Source organism: Streptomyces sp. TSRI0281 (genome assembly GCF_001905125.1).
Lineage (GTDB): Bacteria > Actinomycetota > Actinomycetes > Streptomycetales > Streptomycetaceae > Streptomyces.
The window spans coordinates 178489-200998 of record NZ_LWLE01000001.1; the positions used below are offsets into that span (position 1 = coordinate 178489).

A 22510-nucleotide genomic window follows, 5' to 3' on the forward strand; every position below is an offset into this window, starting at 1 on the left:
CGTGCGCACCGGCCGCTGGGGCGAGCTGTCCGGCGGTACGCCCCGCCCGGACCGGCCGAGCCGTACGGCCGCCCGGAGTGGACACGCGTAAGGGGCGGCCCCCTTTTGAGAGGCCGCCCCTTACCGCTGCCCGGCTGTCGCGGACAGTGCCGGTCAGTTCCAGGCGTTGTTCTGGTTCTGGCTGTGGGCGCCCTGCTGACCCACACCGAACTGGGCGCGCGCGCCCTGGCCGATCTGGGCGTTCTGCGGGGGCATGACCTCACTCGGCTGGACCAGGGCGAACCCCTGGCCGAGGAAGCTGAGCTCCCAGCCCTCCCCCGTGTTGCCCCGCCGCCGGAAGACACCCGTGGAGTGCGTCTGGGCCTGCATCTGCACGCGCAGCGAGCTGGACCAGGCGACGATCGCATCGGCGTCGACGTTGACGTACTTCTCCGGGGTGACCTGCATCATCAGCGGCTGGCCGGAGGTCATGAGGGCGACCTTGCCGGAGCCGGAGATATTGAGCTGGTACTTGCCGGAGCCGGAGATTCCGTACTGGCTGTCCACCGCGATGACCTCGGTGTGCAGCGAGGAGTCGAGCGCGAGGACATAGGCGCTGTCCACGGTCATGCCCTCGCGGTCGACATCCACGACGTGGATGTACTGGGCGAGGTTGGCGAGGTAGACGGTGCCCTGGCCGGAGCAGCGCATCAGGTCGAGGCCCTCACCGGTGTTCGCGCGGGCGCGGCGCTGTCCCTGCGACTGGTACTCGCCGTCGAAATCCATCAGCCCCTGGTAGGCGACCATGGCGCCCTTGCGGGCGAGGACGTCGTCGTGGCCGGTCAGCGCGACCCGCAGGAGCTGCGGGTTCTGGATCGCGTACCGGTCCTGGGTCTGCTGCTCGGTGTGGCTGAAAAGCGGACTCTGCATGATGTGTTCTCCCTCCCGCTCAGTTCTGGATCCGCAGCCGGTCGGTACTGTCCTCGCTCGGCTGGACGACGACGATGCCCTGTCCCGAGAAGGCCATCTGGTACGCCTCTCCGCTGCCGCGCCCGATCAGCGAGCCGGCCTTGAAGCTGCGCTTGCCCTTCACCTTCAGGTTCGGGGACCAGGCGACGAGCGCGTCCGGGTCGACGTACGTCTCGTCCTCGCCGCGTCCGCAGTCGACGACGATCGGGGTGCCCCGAGAGGTGATGGCGACCCATCCGGTTCCCTGGATGACGACGTTCCACAGCCCCTGACCTGCGAATTTGGCGAGTCCCTTGACCTTCTCCACTCCCCAGGTGAGGTGGGCGTCGAAGGCAAGGAGGTTGGTGCCGTTGACCGAGAGGGAGTCGTTGTCGAGGTTGATGACGACCACATCGGCGCCGTAGTCGGCAAGGTAGAGCAGTCCGTCGCCGGAGCACTTCATGACGGGTGTGCCCTCGCCGGTGACCCACTGGGAGGCGGCCTGCCGGACGGCCGGCGGGTTGGGCTCGTACTGGATGAAGCCCTCGTAGGCCACCATCGAGCCGGTACGCGCGTAGAGGTCCTGCCCGGAGGCCATGGCGACCTTGAGCATGGTCTTGCCGTGGTTCTCCATGCGGGCCGTGACGGGGGTCGGGGCGTAGCCCGCGAGTTGCTGATTCATGACGGGCTCCCTCAGACCTCGTAGGGCTGGACGACGATGAAGTTGCCGGGGGCTCCCCGGAACTGGAGGTTCACGGTCTCTCCGCTGTGTCCCGGGTACGCGTTGCGGCGCAGCCGGACCTGACTGGAGATGATCACCTGGGACGCGGACGACCAGGCCACGACGGCGTTGCAGTCGGCGAAGGTGGTCGGGGTGACCGGCAGGACGACCGGTGTTCCGTGCGTCTTGACGATCACGGTGCCGGAGCCCTGGAACTGCATGGTGAACAGGGCGCCACCGGGAATGCCGTGGCCCTCGATCCGGCGGACCTCGTACTGCAGCGACTCGTCGAAGGCGAGGACGCTCTCCGCGGAGACGCAGATGCCGTCGCCCTGCAGCTCGATGGGGTGCAGGTGCGCACCCTCCTCGGCGAGGAAGACCTGGCCCTTGCCCGTACAGCGCATCAGCTGCATCTCCTGGCCCGTGGCGTTACCGACCACACGGCCCGCGAAACCCGCGCTCTTGTAGCCGAAGTCGACCTTGCCCTGGTACATCACCATGCTGCCCTGCCGGGCGAGCACACCGGCGCCGCCCATGGTCAGGTCGACCCGCATCAGCTGCTGGTTCTGCGGGGTCCAGCGCTGCCCGGTGGCCGTCTCCTTGTAGGGCTGGAGAGCCGCCTGCAGACCGGCACCACCCTGCGGGACTCCCTGCGGTACTCCGGGCGGCATTCCGCCGGGAGGCTGCTGCCCGAAGGGCGCCTGGCCCGGCTGCCCGAAGGGGGCGGGCACCTGCTGACCGTACGGTGCCTGAGCCGGCTGTCCGTACGGTGCGGGCGCCTGCTGTCCATAAGGAGCCGCGGGCGGTGCGCCCTGGCCCGGAACCTGCCCGAACTGCGGCGGCGGGGGCGGCTGCCCCGGCTGCCCGTACGGGGACGGCGCCTGTGGTGCCAGCGGCGCCGCCATGGTCGGCGCGGTGTGCATCGGCTGCTGCGGCGCGGGCGGGGCGCCGAAGGACGGTGCGGGCTGCGGTACCTGCGGGGCGGGCGGAGCTCCGAAGGCCGGTGGTGCGGTGGCCTGGGCGGGCGGGGCGAACGAGGGGGCCGCGGCCTGCGGTTGCGGAGCGGCCGGTTCCTCCTCGGCGACCTCGCCGCCGAAGTTCTTCAGCAGCGCGTCGAGACCGCCGTCGAAGCCCTGGCCGACGGCGGCGAACCGCCAGACGTCCTTGAGATAGAAGTCGCCCAGCATGACCGCGCGCTCGGTGGTGAACTCCGAGCCGGTGAAGGCGTATCTGACGACTTCCTCGCCGCCCGCGACGATCCGGATATATCCGGGGGCGACCTGCGACATCTGTCCGGCACCGTCGAGAGTCGCGGTGAAGGAGAGCTTGTGGATGTTCGCCGGAATGCGGTCGAGAGTGACGCGGAACGACTCGGTGTCACCGGCCTGGGCACCGAGCAGCTGAATGGACTCCTCGGGCGATTTCGGCTGATTGAAGAAGATGAAATACCGGTCGTCCGAGAGCTGTTCATTGGCGTCGAGGCCGAAGCAGCTGATGTCGAAGGTCAGTCCGGGGGCAGCGATCTGCACACCTACGTACAGATCCGTCCCTGGTGTGAGATCACTGATCTTGGCCTTGTGGCCGCGTTGGAATTCCCTGGCCATGCGTAACGACCGTCCCCCATCCCGAGGTGAATACGTCGCGTCAGGCTAACCGCAAACCACGACAATGAGCCAAGTCGGTACACACCCGGTACAGAATCACCGAACGTCACCTGTCACGTAACGTCGGCCGTCACTCTTCGCGCACGCCGACGTCCGCTCCCCGCGTACGCCGACCCTCACTTCTCGCCTACGGCGGGCGTCACTCCTCGCGTGCGGCGGGCAGGTGCGGCAGCTGATCGGCCGCCACCACTCCTTCGAGATAGCCACGGGCCCGTTCGGTACGCGGATACGTTTCCAGAAGGCGCCAGAACCGCGGGCCGTGCCCGGGAACCAGCAGGTGGGCCAGCTCGTGGACGAGTACGTAGTCGACCACGTACTCCGGCATCCCCTGCAGCCGGTGCGAGAGCCGGATACTGCCCTCGGCCGGGGTACAGGACCCCCACCGGGTGTTCTGGTTGGTCACCCAGCGCACCGACACGGGCCTGGCCCGACCGTCGAAATACTGGGCGGACAGCCGCTCGGCGCGCGCCGCCAGCTCGCTGTCCCCGAAGACGCGCTTGCTCTCCTGGGCCGCGAGCTTGTCGAGCATCAGGCCGACCCAGCGCTGCTCCTCCGCCTCCGACATCCGGGCGGGGATGAGCACGATCGTGCGGCCGCCCTCCCGGTACGCGGAGACCGTTCTTCTGCGCCGGGTGCTCCTGCGGACCTCGACCGCGCTCGTCGCCGAGGCGCGGGGCTGGGGGGCGGCCGCGCTGCGCTGAGGGGTTCCGGCGCTGCGCGCGGGGGTCTCCCCGGCAAAACCGGGTGACGGGTCGGCGGGCACGCCCCGACGTTACCCGCTGTCAGTGGGGGAAGTCCCGCCTCCGGGTCGGTTCGGCGCTGATCCGCTCCGTGGCATGCACCATTTGAACGACTAATACCCCATGCCTGTGGACAACTTTCCGCGCGCTTCGCCGTCGGCCTGCATTCTGAGAACGGATCCACGGAACCGCGGAACAACGGATCACCGCACCGTGGATCCGTGGATCCGTGCATCTGTTGATCTTGCGAGGCGGCCGGGCGCCGCCCGTGCGCGGAGTTCGTGAAACCGACCGGGGGAGAAGTCATGCATCCGATGTTGAAGCCCGCGCTGCGCCGGGCATGGCGTGGACGGAACACCGTGCAATTCGGTGTGACTCCCGCGCATGCGGTGACGCTGGGTCCGCTGGATATCGCCACCGCCAGTTTTCTGGAACTGCTCGACGGCACGCGCGGACTGCCGCTGCTTCGCGAAGAGGCTCGCGCGCTGGACCTGTCGGACCGTCACGTGGACACGCTGGTGAAGAGGTTGGCCGCGGCGGGGCTGCTCGACGATCCGCGGGCGGGTGGCCCGGGGGCGGACGCGCTGCGTCACCGTGCCGAAGCCATGGAGCGGCAGCGCCCGGACGTGGCCTCACTCTCCGTGGTCCATCCGGAGCCGGGCAGCGGCCTTCGGCGGCTTGCGGCCCGGCGGGCCATGCGGGTCCAGGTGAGGGGTGCCGGCCGGGTCGGTGCCGCCATCGCCGCGGTGCTGTCCGGCTCGGGGGTGGGCCGGGTCGACGTTCTGGACGGCGGGCACACCGAACCGTGGGACATCGCGCCCGGGGGGCTTCCGGCGGCGGCCGTCGGGGAGCGGCGGGACAGCGCCGCCCGCCAGCTGGTCCGCCGGTCGGCGGTCGGCGGGTCCCCTCGCGCGGCGGAGACGGACCGTCGCTCGGAGAGCGGCGAGCCCGGACTGTCCCTGATCGTCGTCGCCCCTCGGGACGGGCTCGCGGTGTACGCACCCGACCCGGCGGTGGCCGGGCCCTGGATCGCGTCGGGCACTCCTCATCTCTACGCGGGGGTGATCGAGGCCACCGGAGTGGTCGGCCCGCTCGTGCTGCCCGGGGGAACGGGATGCGCCGGTTGTCTGGCGCTGCGGCGCGCGGACCAGGACGAGCAGTGGCCGAGGATGCTGACGCAGTGGCGGTCCGGGCGTCGCGGCGCGGTACCTGCCTGTGACCTGGGGCTGGCCACGGCGGTGGCCGGTCTGGCGGCGGCGCACGCTCTGTCCTTCCTGGACGGTGAGCTGCCGGGGAGCACGGGTGCCCGGTGGGAGGCCGCGCTGCCGCTGTTGGACTGGCGCTCGGAACGGATCGGACCGCATCTCGACTGTTCCTGTGGTGCGGCTGGGCAGACTGAGGGGGAACTCACCTCCGAGGCCGGACCGGCTCACGACACAATGGCCGGGTGACCGCCGACGCAGCGATACCGGAGGCTCAAGCGGCACGGCACTCTGGGAACTGGAGGGGCACATGTCTGATCTACCCCGGAAGGCGGTCACCCGTACCGCCAAACTGGCCGCGCTCCCGCTCGGCTTCGCCGGCCGTGCCACCTGGGGCCTGGGCAAGCGGATCGGTGGCAAGTCCGCGGAGCTCGTCGCGCGCGAGGTGCAGCAGCGCACGGCGGACCAGCTGTTCAAGACCTTGGGTGAGTTGAAGGGCGGGGCCATGAAGCTCGGCCAGGCGCTCTCCGTCTTCGAGTCGGCCCTGCCCGAGGAGGTCGCGGGTCCCTACCGGGCGGCACTGACCAAACTGCAGGAAGCGGCGCCGCCCATGCCGACCCGCACCGTCCACGGGGTGCTCGCGGAACGGCTCGGTGAGGACTGGCGGGAGTTGTTCGACGAGTTCCAGGACAAGCCGTCGGCTGCCGCGTCGATCGGGCAGGTGCACCGGGCCGTGTGGCACGACGGCCGCGAGGTCGCCGTGAAGGTGCAGTATCCGGGCGCGGGCGAGGCGCTGCTCTCGGATCTCACGCAGCTCAGCCGCTTCGCCAGGCTGCTCGGCCCGCTGATCCCCGGGATGGACATCAAGCCCCTGATCAAGGAGCTGCGCGACCGGGTGTCCGAGGAGCTGGACTACGAACTGGAGGCGCGGGCCCAGCAGGAGCACGCCACGGAGTTCGAGGACGATCCCGATGTGGTGATCCCCGGGGTGGTGCACCAGTCCGATCAGGTGCTGGTGACCGAGTGGATCGACGGAATTCCGCTGTCCGAAGTGATCGCGGAGGGCACGACGGAGCAGCGGGACCGCGCGGGGCAGTTGCTGGCGCGCTTCCTCTTCTCGGGTCCGGCACGCACCGGCCTGCTGCACGCCGACCCCCATCCGGGCAACTTCCGGCTGCTGCCCGCGGTGGCCGAGGACGGTGACGACGGCGACGGCGGACAGTGGCGGCTCGGGGTGCTGGACTTCGGAACGGTGGACCGGCTGCCGGGCGGGCTGCCGCAGAACATCGGTGACTCGCTGCGGCTGACGCTGGAGGGCGACGCCGAGGCGGTGTACGGGCTGCTTAGGGAAGAGGGGTTCGTCAAGGACTCGATCGACCTCGTACCGGCCGCGGTGCTCGACTATCTGCTGCCGATCATCGAACCCGCGCAGGTGGAGGAGTTCACGTTCACCCGCGGCTGGCTGCGGACGCAGGCGGCCCGGATCGCGGATCCACGCTCCCCCGCCCATCAGCTGGGCAAGCAACTGAACCTTCCGCCGTCCTATCTGCTGATACACCGGGTGACACTGAGCACGATCGGGGTGCTGTGCCAGCTGGGGGCGACGGTCCGGCTGCGGGACGAACTCGAATCCTGGCTGCCGGGATTCCTCGCGGAGTACGACGAGGAGACCGGCGAGGTGGCCGACGAGCAGGGGACCGGAGCGGAGAGCGAGCAGGAGGACGCGGCCGTCGAGGTGTAGGTGCCAGTGCGGGCGGAGTGTCTGCGTGGGGCGGGATGAGCGGAGCGGCCGGAGGGCTGGGCCGGGCGGGGCGGGGCGGGGCTGGGCCAGCGGAGCCGCCCGAGGGGCGGCTCACCACCACGCGGAGTCGAGGCGGCTTTCGATGGACCTGATGTGGGTGCGGGCGCAGTCGTCGCAGAGGTAGTGGCGGCGTCCGTTCTCCACCGAGCAGATCCAGGTCGGCGGGGCCGTCTCACCGTCGGCGGCGGTGCCGCAGCGGGCGCACACCACACGTGCGGCGCCCGGCTGTTCAGGGGGGTGCGTTTCCTCGTCCATCCCGTGACGATAACTCCGGGGCACGAAGCGGGACAGCACAACGCACTGCGGGGCCGTCCCGTTCGGACGGCCCCGCGGTGGGGGTGGTGGCTGCTCACCGGGCAGAGCGGTTGCCCGAGCAGCCGGGTGGTTCCGGGCCGCGCCCCGTTCTCGCCGTGTACGGCGTTCTCGCCGTGTACGGCGTTCTCGCCTGTACCGCGTTCTCGCTGTACCGCGTGATCGCTGTACCGCGTTCTCGGCCGTACTGCGGCGGGGCGTGGCCCTCTTTGCCTGTTGGTACTAGTGCATGACCGCCATGGCCAGCGCACGGCGGGCGCGCATCGAGGCGCGCTCCGCACGGCGCTGCATCCGCCGAGCGGCCACCAGGCGCACAACCTGGCGGTCGGCCTCGGCTTCCCGCAGGCGGTCGTGCATATGCGCACGAGCCAGGGCTTCTGGGATGAGTTGCATCTCACGGGTCCTGTTCTGACGCGAGTCGTTCGCGCCGATGATGGTGACGTCCGGGGTGGCGGAGCCGACGGGCTCCTTCGTGGGGGTGATCATTGGTGCCTGATTCCGAGGGTCATGGGTCTGGGGACGGTCGATGGTTCCGAGGCGCTTCATTCGTGTGGGGGCCTTGACCCCCAGGCCGGCGGTCACGCTGCGACCGGGTTCTTGCGCGGACGGCCACGCGGCCGCTTGCGGGCAACGACGACGCCCTGCACGAAGAGTTCGCCACCCCAGACGCCCCACGGCTCGCGCCGCTCCTTGGCACCGGCGAGGCACGCCTCGACGAGCGGGCAGGTCCGGCAGAGGGACTTGGCGTACTCGACATCGGCCGGGGACTCGGCGAAGAAGACCTCCGGGTCGTACGAACGGCAGGGGACGGGCACGCCGAGGTTCTCGATGGCGTCGTCGAGCGCGGTGAGCGCGGTGAGCGGGATCAAGGTGGAGTCCTCCGTGAGGCCGGGCGGGGAGATCGTGTCGGAAAGCGGTACGGACGGGGCGTGCGCTTCGAGTTGCACGGTGGGTGGTGTCCTCGTCTGGTCGTGCCGGCCTGTTGGCCGGTTGGCGGCTGGTACCAGGTACTGCTTGTCCCGAGGCTCCTTCGTCACGTCTCGTCCGTTCGGACAAAACAAAAGGGCCGCGGATCCCGAGTGGGGTTCCGCGGCCCTGAAGGCGCCGGCCTGATTCTGGATCAGGCTGGATCGCTCCAGGGTTCAGGCCCACGGAAGGCCCACATCGTGTGGTGCTGCGTCGACTGCTTCTTGGCTCCTGCACCGGCTGCCGCAAAGGCATAGGCCCGAGCCTGTGTCGCCTTCACTACTGCTGCCGCCGGTGCCTGGATCGGTCGCTCATTGCGCTCCCGCGTCACGGGGAGGCCGGCCGGAGACAGCGGACCGGCGGCAGAGATGCCGGACAGACCGGTGCCACGAAGCACGGATTCCGAAGAGCAGGCGAGGCCGAGCGAGCAGGCGGAGACGACCGAGCGATCGGTCATTTTGACGGTCTTGATGATGCTGATCACAGAAATCGCCTCCTCTCGGCGTCTCGGGGGACCGGCCGGGACCGGTCCTGCGTATTCGGATAAGTACAGCACGGAATCAGGGCTTCAGAGAAGACGCTGTTCCCGTGGTTAAGAACCTATGGTGATGACTGGGGCAGGCGCAAACTATTTTCCCGACGAGTTTTTCTCACTCCTCGTCGGCACCCTCCGCGCGCTCCTCATCCAGGGCCTCACCTGCGCAGATGGCCAGTACATCGGCACCGAAGCGGGTCAACTTGCGGTTCCCGACCCCGGCGATGACGACCAGCTCGCCCTCGCTGCCCGGCACCGCCTCGGCGATCGCCATCAGCGTCTTGTCCGTGAACACGCAGTAGGCGGGCTGCCGCAGCCCCTCCGCCTGGCCCGCGCGCCAGTCGTGCAGCCGCTCGTACAGTGCCTCGTCCATGTCGGACGGGCAGTCCTCGCAGCGCATCAGCTTCATCTCACCGGCCTGGGTGAGGGTCTTGCCGCAGACCCGGCAGAGCACCGGCGCCCGGTGCTTCCGCTTGATCACCGGTGCCCGGTCCCCGCCGCCCGCCGTACCGGAGCCCCGGTCGATGCCGCCCGTGCCGCCGGTGCCGCCCCGGGCGCCGAGCGCCGCCGAGCCCGGCCGCAGCCCGTTCAGGAAGCGGGTCGGACGGCGGCTCGCACGGCCGCCGGGTGAGCGGGACACCGCCCAGGACAGCGAGAGGTGGAAGCGGGCCCGGGTGATCCCGACGTACAGCAGGCGCCGCTCCTCCTCGACCTGTTCATCGGTCTTGGCGTACGCGATCGGCATCATGCCCTCGGTGAGGCCGACCAGGAACACGGCGTCCCACTCCAGGCCCTTCGCCGAGTGGAGCGAGGCCAGGGTGACGCCCTGGACCGTGGGGGCGTGCTGGGCGGCGGCCCGTTCGTCCAGCTCCATGACCAGGTCGGAGAGGGTCGCCCCCGGCTTGGCCGTTTCGAAGTCCTCGGCGAGCCGCACCAGCGCTGCCAGGGACTCCCATTTGTCCCGCACCGCGCCGGAGCCGGCGGGCGGCCTGCTGGTCCAGCCCTTCGTGGAGAGCACCGCCCGCACCTGCGAGGGCAGGCCCTCCGCCTCGTCGAGCAGCGAGTCGTTGCCCCCGGCGCGGGCCGCACCGCGCAGCGCCACACCGGCTTCCCGTACCTCCGCGCGCTCGAAGAACCGCTCGGCGCCGCGCAGCTGGTACGGCACACCGGCGTCCGCCAGCGCCTGCTCATAGACCTCGGACTGGGAGTTGACCCGGTAGAGCACGGCGATCTCACCGGCCGGGACCCCCGCGGCGATCAGGTCGCGGATGCGGCGGGCGGTGCCTTCGGCCTCGGCGGGTTCGTCCGGGTACTCCGTGTAGGACGGTTCGGGGCCCTTGTCGCGCTGCGAGACCAGTTCGAGCCGGTGCTCGGCCGCCTTGCCGTGGGCCTGGCTCAGCAGTCCGTTGGCCAGGTGGACGACCTGGGGTGTGGAGCGGTAGTCCCGCACCAGCTTGACCACGGTCGCGTTCGGATGGCGGGTGCGGAAGTTCAGCAGGTGGTCGGGGGTGGCCCCGGTGAAGGAGTAGATGGTCTGGCTGGCGTCGCCGACGACGCACAGATTGTCCCGGTCGCCCACCCAGAGGTCGAGCAGCCGCTGCTGGAGCGGGCTGACGTCCTGGTACTCGTCGACGACGAAGTGCTGGTACTGGCCGCGCACGTGGTCGGCGATGTCGTGCCGGTCCTGGAGGATGCCGACGGTGAGAAGGAGCACGTCCTCGAAGTCGATCACCGAACGGTCGCGCTTCAGCTGCTCGTACATCGCGTAGATCTGGGAGAGCACCGCCGGATCGCGCGGCGCGTCCCGCTGGGTCTTGGCGACCGCGGCCGGATAGTCGGCGGGCACGGTCTGGGTGACCTTGGCCCACTCGATCTCGCTCGTGACGTCCCGCAGCTCATTGCGGTCGAGCCGGAGCTGGCAGCGGGCCGCCGCCTCGGCGACCAGCTGTACCTTGCGTTCCAGCAGGCGGGGCAGCTCGCCACCGACTGCTTTCGGCCAGAAGTACTGGAGCTGCCGCAGCGCCGCGGAGTGGAAGGTCCGGGCCTGCACCCCCGTGGCACCGAGCTGGCGGAGCCGGCCGCGCATCTCACCCGCGGCCCGGTTGGTGAACGTGACAGCGAGCACGGTCGTCGGCTGGATGATCCCCGCCCGCACCCCGTACGCGATGCGATGCGTGATCGCTCTCGTCTTGCCCGTACCGGCTCCGGCCAGCACGCACACAGGTCCGTGCAGCGCCAGGGCCACCTCGCGCTGCTCGGGGTCGAGCCCGTCGAGCACGGCATCCGGGGACTCGGGGACCTGTGGGAAGAGGGTGGAATGCGTTGCTGCTGTCACCCCGCCATGCTGCCAGGTCGCGAGGGGCTGGTGCGGAGGTTGTCCACAGGGGTGCCGCATCTGTCGTACAAACCGCGGACGGTGTCGTACACACCACAGCCACCCATCACGGCCGATGTCACGCCGGCCACGGACGATGCCGTCCCCACGACAGCCGATGCCGTCCCCACGACGGCCGATGTGGCGTCGGCCACGGACGGTGTCGTACGGCCACGGCCGGTCCCCGTCGCTCGCGCCGTGTATCCGCCCCGTTGCGGGAATGGTGGCCGGGTCCCGTACGTTCCTCTCCGTGCGGGAACGCGCATTTCAGCTTCCAGCTTTGCAGCGAGACGGACGAGACAGAGGAGCGCGAGCGACATGCCGGGCACTGTGACGATGTACAGCACCACGTGGTGCGGCTACTGCCGCCGGCTCAAGGGCCAGATGGACCGCGAAGGCATCCCGTACACCGAGGTCAACATCGAGCACGACCCGGATTCGGCGGCGTTCGTCGAGAAGGCGAATGGCGGAAACCAGACGGTGCCGACGCTTCTCGTCGTCGCGCCCTCCGGCACCGAGTCGGTCATGACGAATCCCTCGCTGGCCCAGGTGAAGCAGGCGCTGGCCGCCTGACGCACCGCTCCGCCCGCATCGACTGCCCCCTTCCGGCACTGGCCGGAAGGGGGCAGTCGTGTGCGTGGCGCCGCCGCGGTGCGCGGTCAGTTCGTCCGGGTCGCGCTGCCGGGCTTCGGCAGCGGCTTCCCGTACCAGAGCTCGATCAGACGGGCCGCGATCGAGATGCCGAACGGGGGCAGGATCTCACCCGATTCGAAGGCGGCCGTGAGGTCCTCGCGGGAGAACCAGCGGGCCTCCTCGATCTCCTCGCCGTCCACCTCGATCTCCGACGTGGTCGCCCGCGCCATGAAGCCGAGCATCAGGCTCGACGGGAACGGCCAGGGCTGGCTGGCGATGTACTCGACCTCGCCGACCGTGATGCCCGCCTCCTCGTACACCTCGCGCGCCACGGACTGTTCGATCGACTCCCCCGGCTCCACAAAACCGGCGAGCGTCGAGAAGCGGCCCTCCGGCCAGTGCACCTGGCGGCCCAGCAGGGCGCGGTCCTGGTCGTCCGTGACCAGCATGATCACGGCCGGGTCGGTACGCGGGTAGTGCTCGGCGCCGCACGCCTGGCAGCGGCGGATGTGTCCGGCCGCCGCGATGACGGTGCGCTCACCGCAGCGGGAGCAGAAGCGGTGCAGGCGCTGCCAGTTCTCCAGGGCCACCGCGTGCACCATCAGGCCCGCGTCGCGGGCGCCGAGGAGCAGTCCGGCCTCGCGCAGACCCGCCGGACGCGCCGACTGGTCCATGCGGCCGGGCAGGGAGTCCTTCTGGAGCGCGAAGTAGCTGACGCCGTTCTCATCGGTGCCGAGGAAGTAGCGGTGGGTCTCGGTGACCGGCGCCTCGAAGGCCGGGGTCATGACGATCTCGGAGCCGCCGTCGGCCGTGTCGTCGATCAGCACCTGCCCGCCCGAGACGACGAAGACCCTGGTCGTCGGGTGGCTCCAGGCGACGGACAGCCACGCCTCGTCGAGGCGGTGATGTGCGGCGCGGTCGATGCCGCTGGGCGCGGTGAGACCGATCGGGCGGTCTGCGGTGGCCTTGTCGAAGGTGCTCACAGGTGCTTCCTACTCCCCCGGGATGGATCGGGTGTTCAGAGGATTCAGCGGAGTGCCGCGGGCAGCGAGACCCTCAGCTCGTCCCACAGGTGGGCGGTTGTCTCCGCTCCCTTGAGCAGAAGGTCCAGTTCGACCTTCTCGTTGGGGGCGTGCCAGCCGTCGGACGGTACGGAGATGCCCAGGAAGAGAACGGGGGCGCCGAGGACGTCCTGAAGGTCCGCGGCGGGGCCCGAGCCCCCTTCGCGGGTGAAGAGGATCTTTTTGCCGAAGGCCCTGCCCATCGCGCGGGCCACCGCCTGGAGGGCGGGGTGGTCCAGCGGGGTCAGGCACGGGCGGGTGGCGGGCGAGAAGGTGATCCGGTGGCGGACACCGGCCGGGATCTGTGTCTCGGCCCAGGCCAGCACGGCCTGCTGGACGCGTTCGGGTTCCTGGCCGGCGACCAGCCGGAAGCTGATCTTCACCATGGCCGAGGCGGGGATGATCGTCTTGCTGCCCGCGCCCTGGTAGCCGCCGCCGATGCCGTTGACCTCGGCGGTGGGGCGGGCCCAGACACGCTCCAGGGTGGAGTACCCCGCCTCGCCGGACGCGGCGTGCGATCCGGCGGTACGCAGCCAGGTGGCCTCGTCGAAGGGCAGCTCGGCGAAGAGCGCGCGCTCGGTGTCGGTGAGCTCTGCCACACCGTCGTAGAAACCGGGGACCGCGATCCGGCCCCGGTCGTCGTGGAGGGCCGCGACGAGGCGGGCGACGGCGGTCGCGGGGTTGGGCACCGCACCGCCGAACGATCCGGAGTGAATGTCCTGCTCGGGGCCGTACAGCTCGATCTCGCACTCGGCCAGGCCACGCATTCCGGTGCAGACGGTCGGCGTCGTCTCGTCCCACATGCCGGTGTCGGAGACGATCACCGCATCGGCGGCGAGGCGGGCCGCCCGCTGTTCGGCCAGGGCGCGGAAGTGCGGGGAGCCCGACTCCTCCTCGCCCTCGATCAGCAGCTTGAGGTGCACGGCGGGGGTGGTGCGGCCGGTGACGGCGAGGTGCGCCCGGACGCCGAGCGTGTGGAAGAACACCTGGCCCTTGTCGTCGGCCGCGCCGCGCCCGTACATCCGGCCGTCGCGGATCACCGGCTCGAACGGGTCGGTGTCCCAGCCGTCCTCGCGGGCCGCGGGCTGCACGTCGTGGTGGCCGTAGACGAGGACGGTCGGTGCGTCCGGGTCGTCGGAGGGCCATTCGGCGAACACCGCCGGGGCACCGGGGGTCTCCCAGATCTCGGCGACCGGGAAGCCGGTCTCCTTGAGCTTCGCGGTCAGCCACTCGGCACTGCGCCGTACGTCCCCTTCGTGCTCCGGCTGCGCGGATACGGACGGGATGCGCAGCCACTCGGCGAGGTCGTCGAGGAAGGCTGTGCGGTGCTGTTCGGTGTACGTACGGACGGCGCTGTCCGGGGTGTCGCTCATGCTGTTGAGCCTATCGGCCCGGCGGAGGTGGCTCGTCCAGCAGGAGCCGCTCCAGCTCGGCCCGGCCCGGCAGCCCGGCGGGGTGAACGGTCTCCCCGCTGCGTACATAGAGGAACGTAGCGGTGACCGAGTCGAGCGGCAGGTCGTGCAGCTCGGCCCAGGCCAGCCGGTAGACGGCGAGCTGGAGGGGATCGGCCGAGCGGTGGCGGCCGGTCTTCCAGTCCACGATCTCGTACGTGTCACCCGTGCGGTACACCGCGTCGATCCGGCCCCGGATCACCCGGCCCGCCAGCGTGATCTGGAACGGCGTCTCGACGCGGTACGGGGTGCGGCGGGCGTACTCCGTGCGCTCGAAAGCCTCTTTGAGCGCGGCGAGGTCGCGCTCGTCGGCGATCTCCGCGTCGCTCTCGTCGCCGCCGGGCAGTTCGTCGGGGCCGAGCATGGGCAGCGGCACCTCCTCGAACCGGGACTCCACCCAGGCGTGGAAGCGGGTGCCCCGGCGGGCGGCGGGCTGGGGCGGACGCGGCATGGGCCGGGCCAGCTCCCGGGCGAACGCGTCGGGGTCCTCGGCCAGACGCAGCAACTGGGTGGCGGAGAGCGAGGCGGGTACGAGGACGTCGCGCACGGTGGCGCGGGAGCGACGCAGCTCCCCGGCGAGGGCGTCCAGATCGCGGTCCCAGGAGGCGAGGGTGCGCGCTTCCTCCGGGGTGAGCGAGGGGGGACGGGCGAGGTCCTCGTGGCCTGTGTGGTCTGCGGAGCCCTCGTGGTCCGCGAGGACCCCGTGGTCCGCGAGGACCCCGTGGCCTGCGAGGTCCCCGCTGCCCCCACCGTCCCCTTCGCCCCAGCTGCCCCCGTCGTCCCCTCGGCGCGCTGCGGGTACGTGCGGGGCTTCCCCGGGGCGTTCGGTCGGCAGATCGTCCCAGTCCAGCTCCTCCCCCGCGAACAGGTCGTCGAACGGCTCGTCGAACGGGTCGCCGAGGGAGTCGCCGAAGGAGTCGCCGAACGGCTCGTCGTGGGGGGGGCCGGGGCGGCCGTCGGCGTCCGCCGGGACGGGACCGGCGGCGGCCAGGGACTCCAGGTGGGCCAGCACCGTGTCCCGGGCGGCGCGGCGGCGGGCCAGCGCGGTGTCGTCCAGTGGGAGCGGCCAGGCCTGATCGGTGTCCCGCTCCGCCAGCGCCGGGTTCTCCTCGTCCTCGGCCGGTTCGTCGGCCCAGGACTCGATCTCGCCGTATCCGGCGGCGCAGTGCTCGTACAGCGCGTGGAGGAAGGCGGACGGACCGCGCGTCCTCTTCTGGGACGGTCCCCACCAGTGGCCGGAGCCGAGGAGCAGCGAGCGGGGGCGGGTGAAGGTGACATAGCCGAGGCGGAGCTCCTCGGTGTGCTGGTGCTCCTTCATCTCCTCCTTGAACGCCTTGAGCCCCTTGGCGTCGAAGGAGTCGATGACCGGGAGGGTGGCCGCGTCGCCGCGCAGGGTGTGCGGCAGGACCTTGGACTGCGAGGTCCAGGCGTCCCGTGACTGGGTGCTGGGGAACTGTCCGGTGACCAGTCCGGGCACGGCGACGACGTCCCACTCCAGGCCCTTGGACTTGTGCGCGGTGAGGACCTTGACGGTGTTCTCGCCGCCGGGCAGGGCGTTGTCCAGGCCCTTCTCGTACTGCGCGGCGGTGCGCAGGAAGCCGAGGAAGGCCAGCAGGGTGGCCTCGCCGTCGAGGGCCGCGAAGCCCGCCGCCGTATCGAGGAAGTTGGCGAGGGTCTCACGGCGGCGTGCGGCGAGGGCGTGCGGGGAGGCGGAGAGCTCGACTTCGAGACCGGTGGTGGCGAGGACCCGGTGCAGCACGTCCATGAGGGGGTCGGCCAGCGAGCGTCGCAGATCCCGCAGTTCACCGGCGAGACGGGCGAAGCGGACCCGGGCCTCCGCGGAGAACGGCAGCCCGTCGTCCTGGGCGTCGCCCGCGACCAGGAAGGTGTCCAGGGCGTCGGCGAGGGAGATCACCTCGGCCGGGTCGATGCCTTCGACGGCTTCCGCGAGGCGGCGGTCGGGGTCGACGTCCTCGTCGTCCGCATGCGAGGCGTGGTGGACGAGGAGGCGGGCGCGGCGGCCGAGCAGAGCGAGGTCACGGGGGCCGATCCGCCAGCGCGGTCCGGTGAGCAGCCGGACCAGGGAGGCGTTGGCCCCCGGGTCCTGGAGGACTTCGCAGACGGCGACGAGGTCGGCGACCTCCGGCAGGTGCAGCAGTCCGGACAGGCCGACGACCTCGACCGGGATGTCGCGGGCGACGAGCGCCGCCTGGATCTGCGGGAAGTCCCCGGCGGTGCGGCACAGCACGGCGATCTCACCGGGCGGGGTGCCTGTCGTGACGAGGTGGGCGAGCGAGTCGGCGAGCCAGTCGATCTCTTCGGTGTGCGTACGGAGCAGGGCGCAGCGAACGGTCCCGTCGCGCTCGGCGCCGGGCGCGGGGCGCAGGGCCTCGACGCCTTCGTGCATGGCGCGCAGCGGGTCGGCGAGGCCGTTGGCGAGGTGCAGGAGGCGGCCGCCGCTGCGCCGGTTCTCGCTGAGGCTGTAGCGGGTGGCGGGGGTGCCGTCGGGGTGCGGGAAGTGGAGCGGGAAGTCGTCGAGGTTGGCGACGGAGGCGCCGCGCCATCCGTAGATCGCCTGGCAGGGGTCGCCCACGGCGGTCACCGCGTGGCCGGTCGCCCCCTCGGGGCCGTTGCCGAAGAGGGCGGAGAGCAGCAGGCGCTGGGCGACGGAGGTGTCCTGGTACTCGTCGAGCAGGACGACCCGGAACTCCTCGCGGAGGATGGTGCCGGTCTCGGGCCTGGTGAGGGCCAGCTCGGCGGAGAGGGCGATCTGGTCGCCGAAGTCGAGGAGGTCCCGGCCGCGCTTGGCGGCGCGGTACCGCTCGGTCAGACCGAGGAGTTCGCGTCGGGCCCCGGCGGTCTCGGGGATCTTGCGCAGCTCCGCGTTGGTGAGCCTGGCCGTCTCCAGCGCATGGAGCAGGTCGGTGTCGTGGCGCGCGAGCTGTTCGGGGCGTACGAGGTGTTCGGCGAGCTCGGCGTCGAGCGCCAGCAGATCGCTGACCAGCGTGGGGAACGACCTGGTCAGGGCCGGATAGGGGCCGGGCGCCTCGCGCAGCACGCGGGCGGCGAGCTGGTAGCGGGTGGCGTCGGCGAGGAGCCGGGTGGTGGGTTCGAGCCCTATGCGCAGGCCGTGATCGGTGAGGAGCCGGCCGGCGAAGGCGTGATACGTGGAGATGCTGGGCTCGCCCGGCGGGTTGTCCGGGTCGATGGTGTCCGGGTCGGTGACCCCGGCGGCGACCAGCGCCCTGCGGACCCGCTCGGCCAGTTCCCCCGCCGCCTTGTTGGTGAAGGTCAGGCCGAGGACCTGCTCGGGGGCGACCTGCCCGGTCCCGACCAGCCAGACCACGCGGGCGGCCATCACCGTGGTCTTCCCCGACCCGGCTCCGGCCACGATCACCTGCGGGGCGGGCGGCGCGGTGATGCAGGCCGTCTGCTCCGGGGTGAAGGGGATCCCGAGGAGCTCCTTGAGCTGCTCGGGATCGGTGAGACGTGAGGACACCCAAGAACCGTAACCGGACGCACCGACAACCTGCCGCGTCCCGTGGCGCTCGTCGGCTACTCCACGACCTGGCGGCCCTCCGGCTGCGCGCTGCACGAGGCCCGGAAGGTGCAGTGGGTGCAGTGCTGACCGGTCGTGGGCGTGAACCGTTCGTCCAGGACCCGCCCCGCGGCCGTCGCCAGCAGGTCGGAGACCCACGCGCCGGACAGCGGTTCCTGGGCCTGGACCTTGGGATGGGCGTCGCCGCCCTCCTTCTTCGGGGCGGGCTGCCGCAACTGGACCAGTTCGGCGCCGCCGGAGTCCGGCCGCTGCCCGTCGAACACCTCGTCGAGGGCGCCTTCGCGGACGGCCAGCTGGTACACGGCGAGCTGGGGGTGGGCGGCCACCTCGTCCTTCGTGGGCGACTGTTTGCCGGTCTTGAAGTCGACGACGTACGCCCGGCCCTCGGCGTCCTGCTCGACCCGGTCCATCGACCCGCGGATGCGGACCGCGTACTCGCCCGCTTCGAGCGTCACGTCGAAGTCGTGCTCGCTGGCGGCGGGCGTGCGGCCGGCCCGGTCCATGACGTGCCAGCGCAGGAAGCGTTCGAGGGCGGCGCGGGCGTGGTCCTTCTCCTGCTCGGACTTCCAGGGCGCGTCGAAGACCAGGCCGTTCCAGACGGAGTCGAGGCGCTCCATGAGGACGGCCAGGTCGGCGGGGGTGCGGCCGGAGGCCACTTCGTCGGCCAGTACGTGGACGACGTTGCCGAATCCCTGCGCGGCCGTCGCCGGGGCGTCGGCCTTCACCTCGCGGCCCAGGAACCACTGGAGGGCGCAGGTGTTGGCGAGCTGGTCGAGCGCGCTGCCGGAGAGCGCGACGGGCTGGTCCCGGTCGCGCAGCGGCACGGCGGAGCGGGTCGGCTCGTACAGGCCCCACCAGCGGTACGGATGAGCCGCGGGGACGAGCGGCTGGCCCTCGTCGTCGGTGAGCGCGGCGAGCCGGGCGAGCCGCTGGGCGGCGGCGTCGCGCAGGACGTTGGAGGCGGCGGGGTCGACCGTCGTGGCGCGGAGTTCGGCGACGAGCGCGGCGACGGCGAGGGGGCGGCGGGGCCGGCCGGTGATGTCGCGGGGCTCGACGCCCAGTTCGGTGAGGAAGCGGGACGGCTGGTCGCCGTCGTCGGCGGGGGCCTTGACCGCGGTGACGACGAGGCGTTCGCGGGCGCGCGTCGCGGCGACGTAGAACAGGCGGCGCTCCTCGGCGAGGAGGGCGCCGGGGGTGAGGGGTTCGGCGAGGCCGTCGCGGCCGATCCGGTCCGCCTCCAGGAGGGAGCCGCGGCGGCGCAGGTCGGGCCAGAGCCCCTCCTGCACCCCGGCGACGACGACCAGGCGCCACTCCAGGCCCTTGGAGCGGTGGGCGGTCATCAGGCGTACGGCCTCGGGGCGCACGGTCCGCCCGGAGAGGGTGTCCGCGGCGATGTCCTGCGCGTCGACCTCCTCCAGGAAGTTGAGCGCCCCGCGTCCGCCGGTGCGCTCCTCGGCGCGCGCGGCGGTCTCGAAGAGGCCGCAGACGGCGTCGAGGTCACGGTCGGCGTTACGGCCTCCGGCGCCGCCGCGCAGCGCGGCCCGCTCCAGCCTGGTCGGCCACGGGGTGCCGTTCCACAGGGTCCACAGGGCCTCCTCCGCGGTGCCGCCGCCTTCGAGGAGTTCCCTGGCCTTGCGCAGGAGGATCCCGAGGCGCTGGGCTCCGCGGGCGTACGCCGGATCGTGCGTCACGAGGCGCTCGGGTTCGGCGAGTGCGCGGGCCAGCAGCTCGCCGGAGGGCGCGGGAACGCGGTTCCCGGCGGCCCGCTCCTCGTCGCGCAGGGCCCGGCCGAGACGGCGCAGATCGGCGGCGTCCATGGAGCCGAGGGGGGAGGTGAGGAGGGCGAGGGCGGTCTCGGTGTCCAGCCAGGACGCCGGCCCGGGGACGGTGCCGGGCGCTGTGGCGGGTGCTGTGACGGGTGCTGTAACGGGCTCGGCGTCGGCCTCGTCGTCAACCTCCGCGTCGACCTCCGCGTGGGGGCCGGGCTCGGCGTCGCCGTCTTCTTCGGCATCGGCGGCTTCGGCTTCGGCTTCGGCATCCGCGACAGCCTCGGCATCCGCGACAGCTTCGGCATCGTCGGGCGCCGCGGCTGCGGTGGCTTCCTCCGACTCGTTCTCCGTACGCGGCTCCGGGGCCGGGCGCTGGAGGGCGGCCGTGGCCACCGTGCGCAGCGCGGTCAGGAGCGGGGCGATGGCCGGTTCGTGGCGCAGCGCGAGATCGTCGCCGTCCACCTCCAGGGGCACTCCGGCCGAGGTGAGAGCGCGGCGGACCGCGGGGATCGAGCGGCCGCCGGCCCGTACCAGCACGGCCATCTCATGCCACGGAACCCCGTCCTCCAGGTGTGCGCGACGCAGCAGGTCCGCGATGTTGTCGAGCTCCGTGGACGCGGTCGGATAGGTGTACGTCTCGACGCGGCCGCCCTCGCGGACGGCGGTGAGCTCGCGGTGGGCGCGCACCTTGGCCGCCGGGAGGCGGGTCAGCGGCATCCGGCGGGTGAGCAGCCGGGTCGCGGCGAGCAGCCCGGCACCCGAGCGGCGCGACGTGGTGAGGACACCGACGGGAGCGGCCTCCCCGTCCGCGCGCCGGAAGGTGTCCGGGAAGTCGAGGATGCCGTTCACGTCGGCGCCCCGGAAGGTGTAGATCGACTGGTCCGGGTCGCCGAAGGCGACCAGCGTCCGGCCGCCGCCCATGCCGGGACCGCGCCCGCGGTTCCCGGCCAGCGCGTGCAGCAGCCGTACCTGCGCCGGGTCCGTGTCCTGGTACTCGTCGACGAACACCGCGTCGTACCGCCCGGCCAGCAGCTCGGACACCTCGGGGCGCTCGGCGAGCAGCACGGCGCGGTGCACCAGCTCCGCGTAGTCCAGAACCCCTTGCGCGTCGAGCACGTCCAGGTACTCCGCGAGGAACTGGGCCGCCGCGCTCCAGTCCGGGCGGCCCGTACGGCGGGCGAAGGCGGCCAGCGCGTCCGGGCCGAGGCCCAGCTCGCGGCTGCGCGCCAGCACCGCACGTACCTCGTCGGCGAACCCGCGCGTGGTCAGGCAGGCCCGCAGTTCGTCCGGCCAGCGGACGTGGGCGAGGCCGGCCTTCTCCAGGTCGAGCTGCCCGGCCAGCAGCTCGCGGACGGTGACGTCCTGTTCCGGGCCGGACAACAGACGCAGCGGATCGGCGAACAGATCGGCGTCCTGATGGGCGCGGACCAGGGCGTAGCAGTAGGAGTGGAACGTGGTGGCCTGCGGGCCCCGGGCGGCGCCGAGCCGGGCCGCCATCCGGTCGCGCAGCTCGACCGCGGCCTTGCGGCTGAAGGTGAGGACCAGGATGCGGGCCGGGTCGGCGCCTGCGGTCACCCGGGCCGCGACGGCCTCGACGAGCGTGGTGGTCTTGCCCGTACCGGGTCCGGCGAGGACGAGCAGCGGACCGCCCCGGTGATCAACCACCGCGCGTTGACTCGCGTCCAGGAGGGGGGGAACCACGGAACCCGGCGGGGTACGCACCAGTCGGTACGCGCCCGGGGTCCGCTGCCGTGTCTCACGGTGCGGACTGTGCCGGGTGAAAGAGGAGGAGCTCACGTGGGTCGCCGGTCCTGGTGGGTGTACTGGTGAGGAGAGGGGCGGAGCGTGCCGCGCGTTGACGACGCTACGCCAGCGGTGGCGCGGGAGGCAGCGAGTCCGTTGCGTCCCTCGTCACGTATCCGGTCTGCCGGGGTCGTACGGTCGGCCGGAACGATCAGGTCTGCCGGGACGGTCGGGTTCGGCGGAACGATCGGGTCCGACGGCCGGAGGGGGTCGTGCGGACCGGTCGGGGGCGACAGGCCGGTCCGGGGCGCCTCGGGCGGTCGACCGGACCGGTCCGGGACCCCGACGCGTTTCCCGTACGCGCCCGGCGGCGCCTCTGGGAGGGCCGGATGGCCGAAGCTGTCAGATGTGAGCTTCCTTGCCCCCGTCCGGACCACGGGTCCCGCCGCCCCCACCGATGGCACCGGTCCCGCCCGCCCCGCCGGTCACCCCGTCCCACCGCGCCTGTCCCATGTCGAGGCGCGGCACATGTCCGGCGGCGGCGCGGGACGCCTCGCGCAGCGGGGTGCCTTCCTCGCGGTAATGGTCCAGCGCCCGCAGTTCATGGCCGGGGAGCAACGCCCCGTCGGCCCGCACCACGCGCCACCACGGCACCGCGGAGCCGTACAGCGCCATGACCCTGCCGACCTGCCGGGGGCCGCCGTCGCCCAGCCATTCGGCGACATCGCCGTATGTCATGACGCGACCGGGCGGGATCAGGTCGGCGACATCCAGGACCCGCTCCGCGTACTCCGGCAGCTCGGCGCCGGGCGGTGCCGATTCGCCACCGCCCCCGCTCGCCCGGTCCTGGGTCTCCCGGTCTTCGCTCATCCGGTCCATCCTGCCGTACGCCACCGACAGTTCCGCCGAATCCGTGTCCGGCCGCGCACAGAGCGTGCGTGTGGGCACAAAGGAGCGTATCTTGCGCATCTCGCACCTGTGCGACGCACCCTGATGCCCCCCTCTGTCTGCGGCCCGTGCCACCATCATGCGGGCGGTGACCGGTGATACGA

The 22510-nt window shown here is 71.7% G+C and carries 17 protein-coding genes; 3 read left to right on the forward strand and 14 right to left on the reverse strand.

Translation table 11 applies throughout. The features are described 5' to 3' along the window. Positions 1–153: 153 nt before the first annotated feature. From A6A29_RS00815 to A6A29_RS00830, 4 genes are all read right to left on the reverse strand, one after another. The gene (locus A6A29_RS00815) at positions 154–909 is read right to left on the reverse strand and encodes an AIM24 family protein (protein WP_073717955.1); all 756 of its coding nucleotides are present in this window, start codon (positions 907–909) and stop codon (positions 154–156) included. A 19-nt stretch (positions 910–928) separates the two neighbouring features. Further along, a complete protein-coding gene (locus A6A29_RS00820) occupies positions 929–1609 on the reverse strand; it encodes an AIM24 family protein (RefSeq protein ID WP_073717956.1) in 681 nt (226 codons plus the stop codon). An 11-nt stretch (positions 1610–1620) separates the two neighbouring features. Continuing rightward, positions 1621–3252 (reverse strand): TerD family protein, encoded by a 1632-nt coding sequence (locus A6A29_RS00825; protein WP_073717957.1) that lies wholly within the window; start codon positions 3250–3252, stop codon positions 1621–1623. Between the two features lie 199 nt (positions 3253–3451). Continuing rightward, the gene (locus tag A6A29_RS00830; RefSeq protein WP_073717958.1) at positions 3452–4075 is read right to left on the reverse strand and encodes a M48 metallopeptidase family protein; all 624 of its coding nucleotides are present in this window, start codon (positions 4073–4075) and stop codon (positions 3452–3454) included. A gap of 282 nt (positions 4076–4357) precedes the next feature. Here A6A29_RS00830 and A6A29_RS00835 point away from each other — a divergent pair, with 282 nt between their 5' ends. Together A6A29_RS00835 and A6A29_RS00840 are read left to right on the forward strand one after the other, a co-directional pair. Continuing rightward, positions 4358–5503, forward strand: a complete 1146-nt coding sequence (locus tag A6A29_RS00835) for a ThiF family adenylyltransferase (protein WP_073717959.1) — start codon at positions 4358–4360, stop codon at positions 5501–5503. A gap of 61 nt (positions 5504–5564) precedes the next feature. Further along, positions 5565–6995: an ABC1 kinase family protein gene (locus A6A29_RS00840; protein WP_073717960.1), complete on the forward strand. Its 1431-nt coding sequence runs from the start codon at positions 5565–5567 to the stop codon at positions 6993–6995. A gap of 111 nt (positions 6996–7106) precedes the next feature. On the opposite strand, the gene A6A29_RS00845 is transcribed toward A6A29_RS00840, so the two are convergent. From A6A29_RS00845 to A6A29_RS00865, 5 genes are all read right to left on the reverse strand, one after another. Next, complete coding sequence (locus A6A29_RS00845) at positions 7107–7310, reverse strand: hypothetical protein (RefSeq protein ID WP_073717961.1); 204 nt, start codon at positions 7308–7310, stop codon at positions 7107–7109. 279 nt (positions 7311–7589) lie between these two features. Continuing rightward, positions 7590–7913, reverse strand: a complete 324-nt coding sequence (locus tag A6A29_RS00850) for a hypothetical protein (protein WP_079182599.1) — start codon at positions 7911–7913, stop codon at positions 7590–7592. Between the two features lie 32 nt (positions 7914–7945). Then, a complete protein-coding gene (locus tag A6A29_RS00855) occupies positions 7946–8314 on the reverse strand; it encodes a WhiB family transcriptional regulator (protein ID WP_073717963.1) in 369 nt (122 codons plus the stop codon). A gap of 173 nt (positions 8315–8487) precedes the next feature. Next, a complete protein-coding gene (locus A6A29_RS00860; protein WP_073717964.1) occupies positions 8488–8817 on the reverse strand; it encodes a hypothetical protein in 330 nt (109 codons plus the stop codon). Between the two features lie 166 nt (positions 8818–8983). After that, a complete protein-coding gene (locus A6A29_RS00865) occupies positions 8984–11203 on the reverse strand; it encodes an ATP-dependent DNA helicase UvrD2 (RefSeq protein WP_073717965.1) in 2220 nt (739 codons plus the stop codon). Positions 11204–11560: 357 nt separating this feature from the next. Here A6A29_RS00865 and A6A29_RS00870 point away from each other — a divergent pair, with 357 nt between their 5' ends. Beyond that, positions 11561–11815, forward strand: coding sequence for a glutaredoxin domain-containing protein (locus tag A6A29_RS00870; RefSeq protein ID WP_073717966.1), 255 nt, complete (start codon positions 11561–11563; stop codon positions 11813–11815). An 86-nt stretch (positions 11816–11901) separates the two neighbouring features. Here A6A29_RS00870 and nudC read toward each other — a convergent pair whose 3' ends face one another. From nudC to A6A29_RS00895, 5 genes are all read right to left on the reverse strand, one after another. Next, entirely contained in the window at positions 11902–12858 is a 957-nt protein-coding gene (nudC, locus tag A6A29_RS00875; protein WP_073717967.1) for an NAD(+) diphosphatase, read from the reverse strand. Between the two features lie 44 nt (positions 12859–12902). Next, positions 12903–14309 (reverse strand): dipeptidase, encoded by a 1407-nt coding sequence (locus A6A29_RS00880; protein WP_073717968.1) that lies wholly within the window; start codon positions 14307–14309, stop codon positions 12903–12905. 10 nt (positions 14310–14319) lie between these two features. Continuing rightward, a complete protein-coding gene (locus tag A6A29_RS00885) occupies positions 14320–17886 on the reverse strand; it encodes an ATP-dependent helicase (RefSeq protein WP_073717969.1) in 3567 nt (1188 codons plus the stop codon). A 56-nt stretch (positions 17887–17942) separates the two neighbouring features. Then, the gene (locus A6A29_RS00890) at positions 17943–21512 is read right to left on the reverse strand and encodes an ATP-dependent helicase (RefSeq protein WP_073717970.1); all 3570 of its coding nucleotides are present in this window, start codon (positions 21510–21512) and stop codon (positions 17943–17945) included. 348 nt (positions 21513–21860) lie between these two features. Further along, complete coding sequence (locus A6A29_RS00895; protein WP_241838281.1) at positions 21861–22328, reverse strand: MGMT family protein; 468 nt, start codon at positions 22326–22328, stop codon at positions 21861–21863. Positions 22329–22510: the final 182 nt, after the last annotated feature.

Excerpts from the sequence above, each read along its gene's own strand:
- A6A29_RS00815 (WP_073717955.1), bottom strand. The coding sequence starts at position 909 with ATGCAGAGTCCGCTTTTCAGCCACACCGAGCAGCAGACCCAGGACCGG.
- A6A29_RS00820 (WP_073717956.1), bottom strand. The coding sequence starts at position 1,609 with ATGAATCAGCAACTCGCGGGCTACGCCCCGACCCCCGTCACGGCCCGC.
- A6A29_RS00825 (WP_073717957.1), bottom strand. The coding sequence starts at position 3,252 with ATGGCCAGGGAATTCCAACGCGGCCACAAGGCCAAGATCAGTGATCTC.
- A6A29_RS00835 (WP_073717959.1), top strand. The coding sequence starts at position 4,358 with ATGCATCCGATGTTGAAGCCCGCGCTGCGCCGGGCATGGCGTGGACGG.
- A6A29_RS00840 (WP_073717960.1), top strand. The coding sequence starts at position 5,565 with ATGTCTGATCTACCCCGGAAGGCGGTCACCCGTACCGCCAAACTGGCC.
- A6A29_RS00845 (WP_073717961.1), bottom strand. The coding sequence starts at position 7,310 with ATGGACGAGGAAACGCACCCCCCTGAACAGCCGGGCGCCGCACGTGTG.
- A6A29_RS00850 (WP_079182599.1), bottom strand. The coding sequence starts at position 7,913 with ATGAAGCGCCTCGGAACCATCGACCGTCCCCAGACCCATGACCCTCGG.
- A6A29_RS00870 (WP_073717966.1), top strand. The coding sequence starts at position 11,561 with ATGCCGGGCACTGTGACGATGTACAGCACCACGTGGTGCGGCTACTGC.
- A6A29_RS00880 (WP_073717968.1), bottom strand. The coding sequence starts at position 14,309 with ATGAGCGACACCCCGGACAGCGCCGTCCGTACGTACACCGAACAGCAC.
- A6A29_RS00895 (WP_241838281.1), bottom strand. The coding sequence starts at position 22,328 with ATGAGCGAAGACCGGGAGACCCAGGACCGGGCGAGCGGGGGCGGTGGC.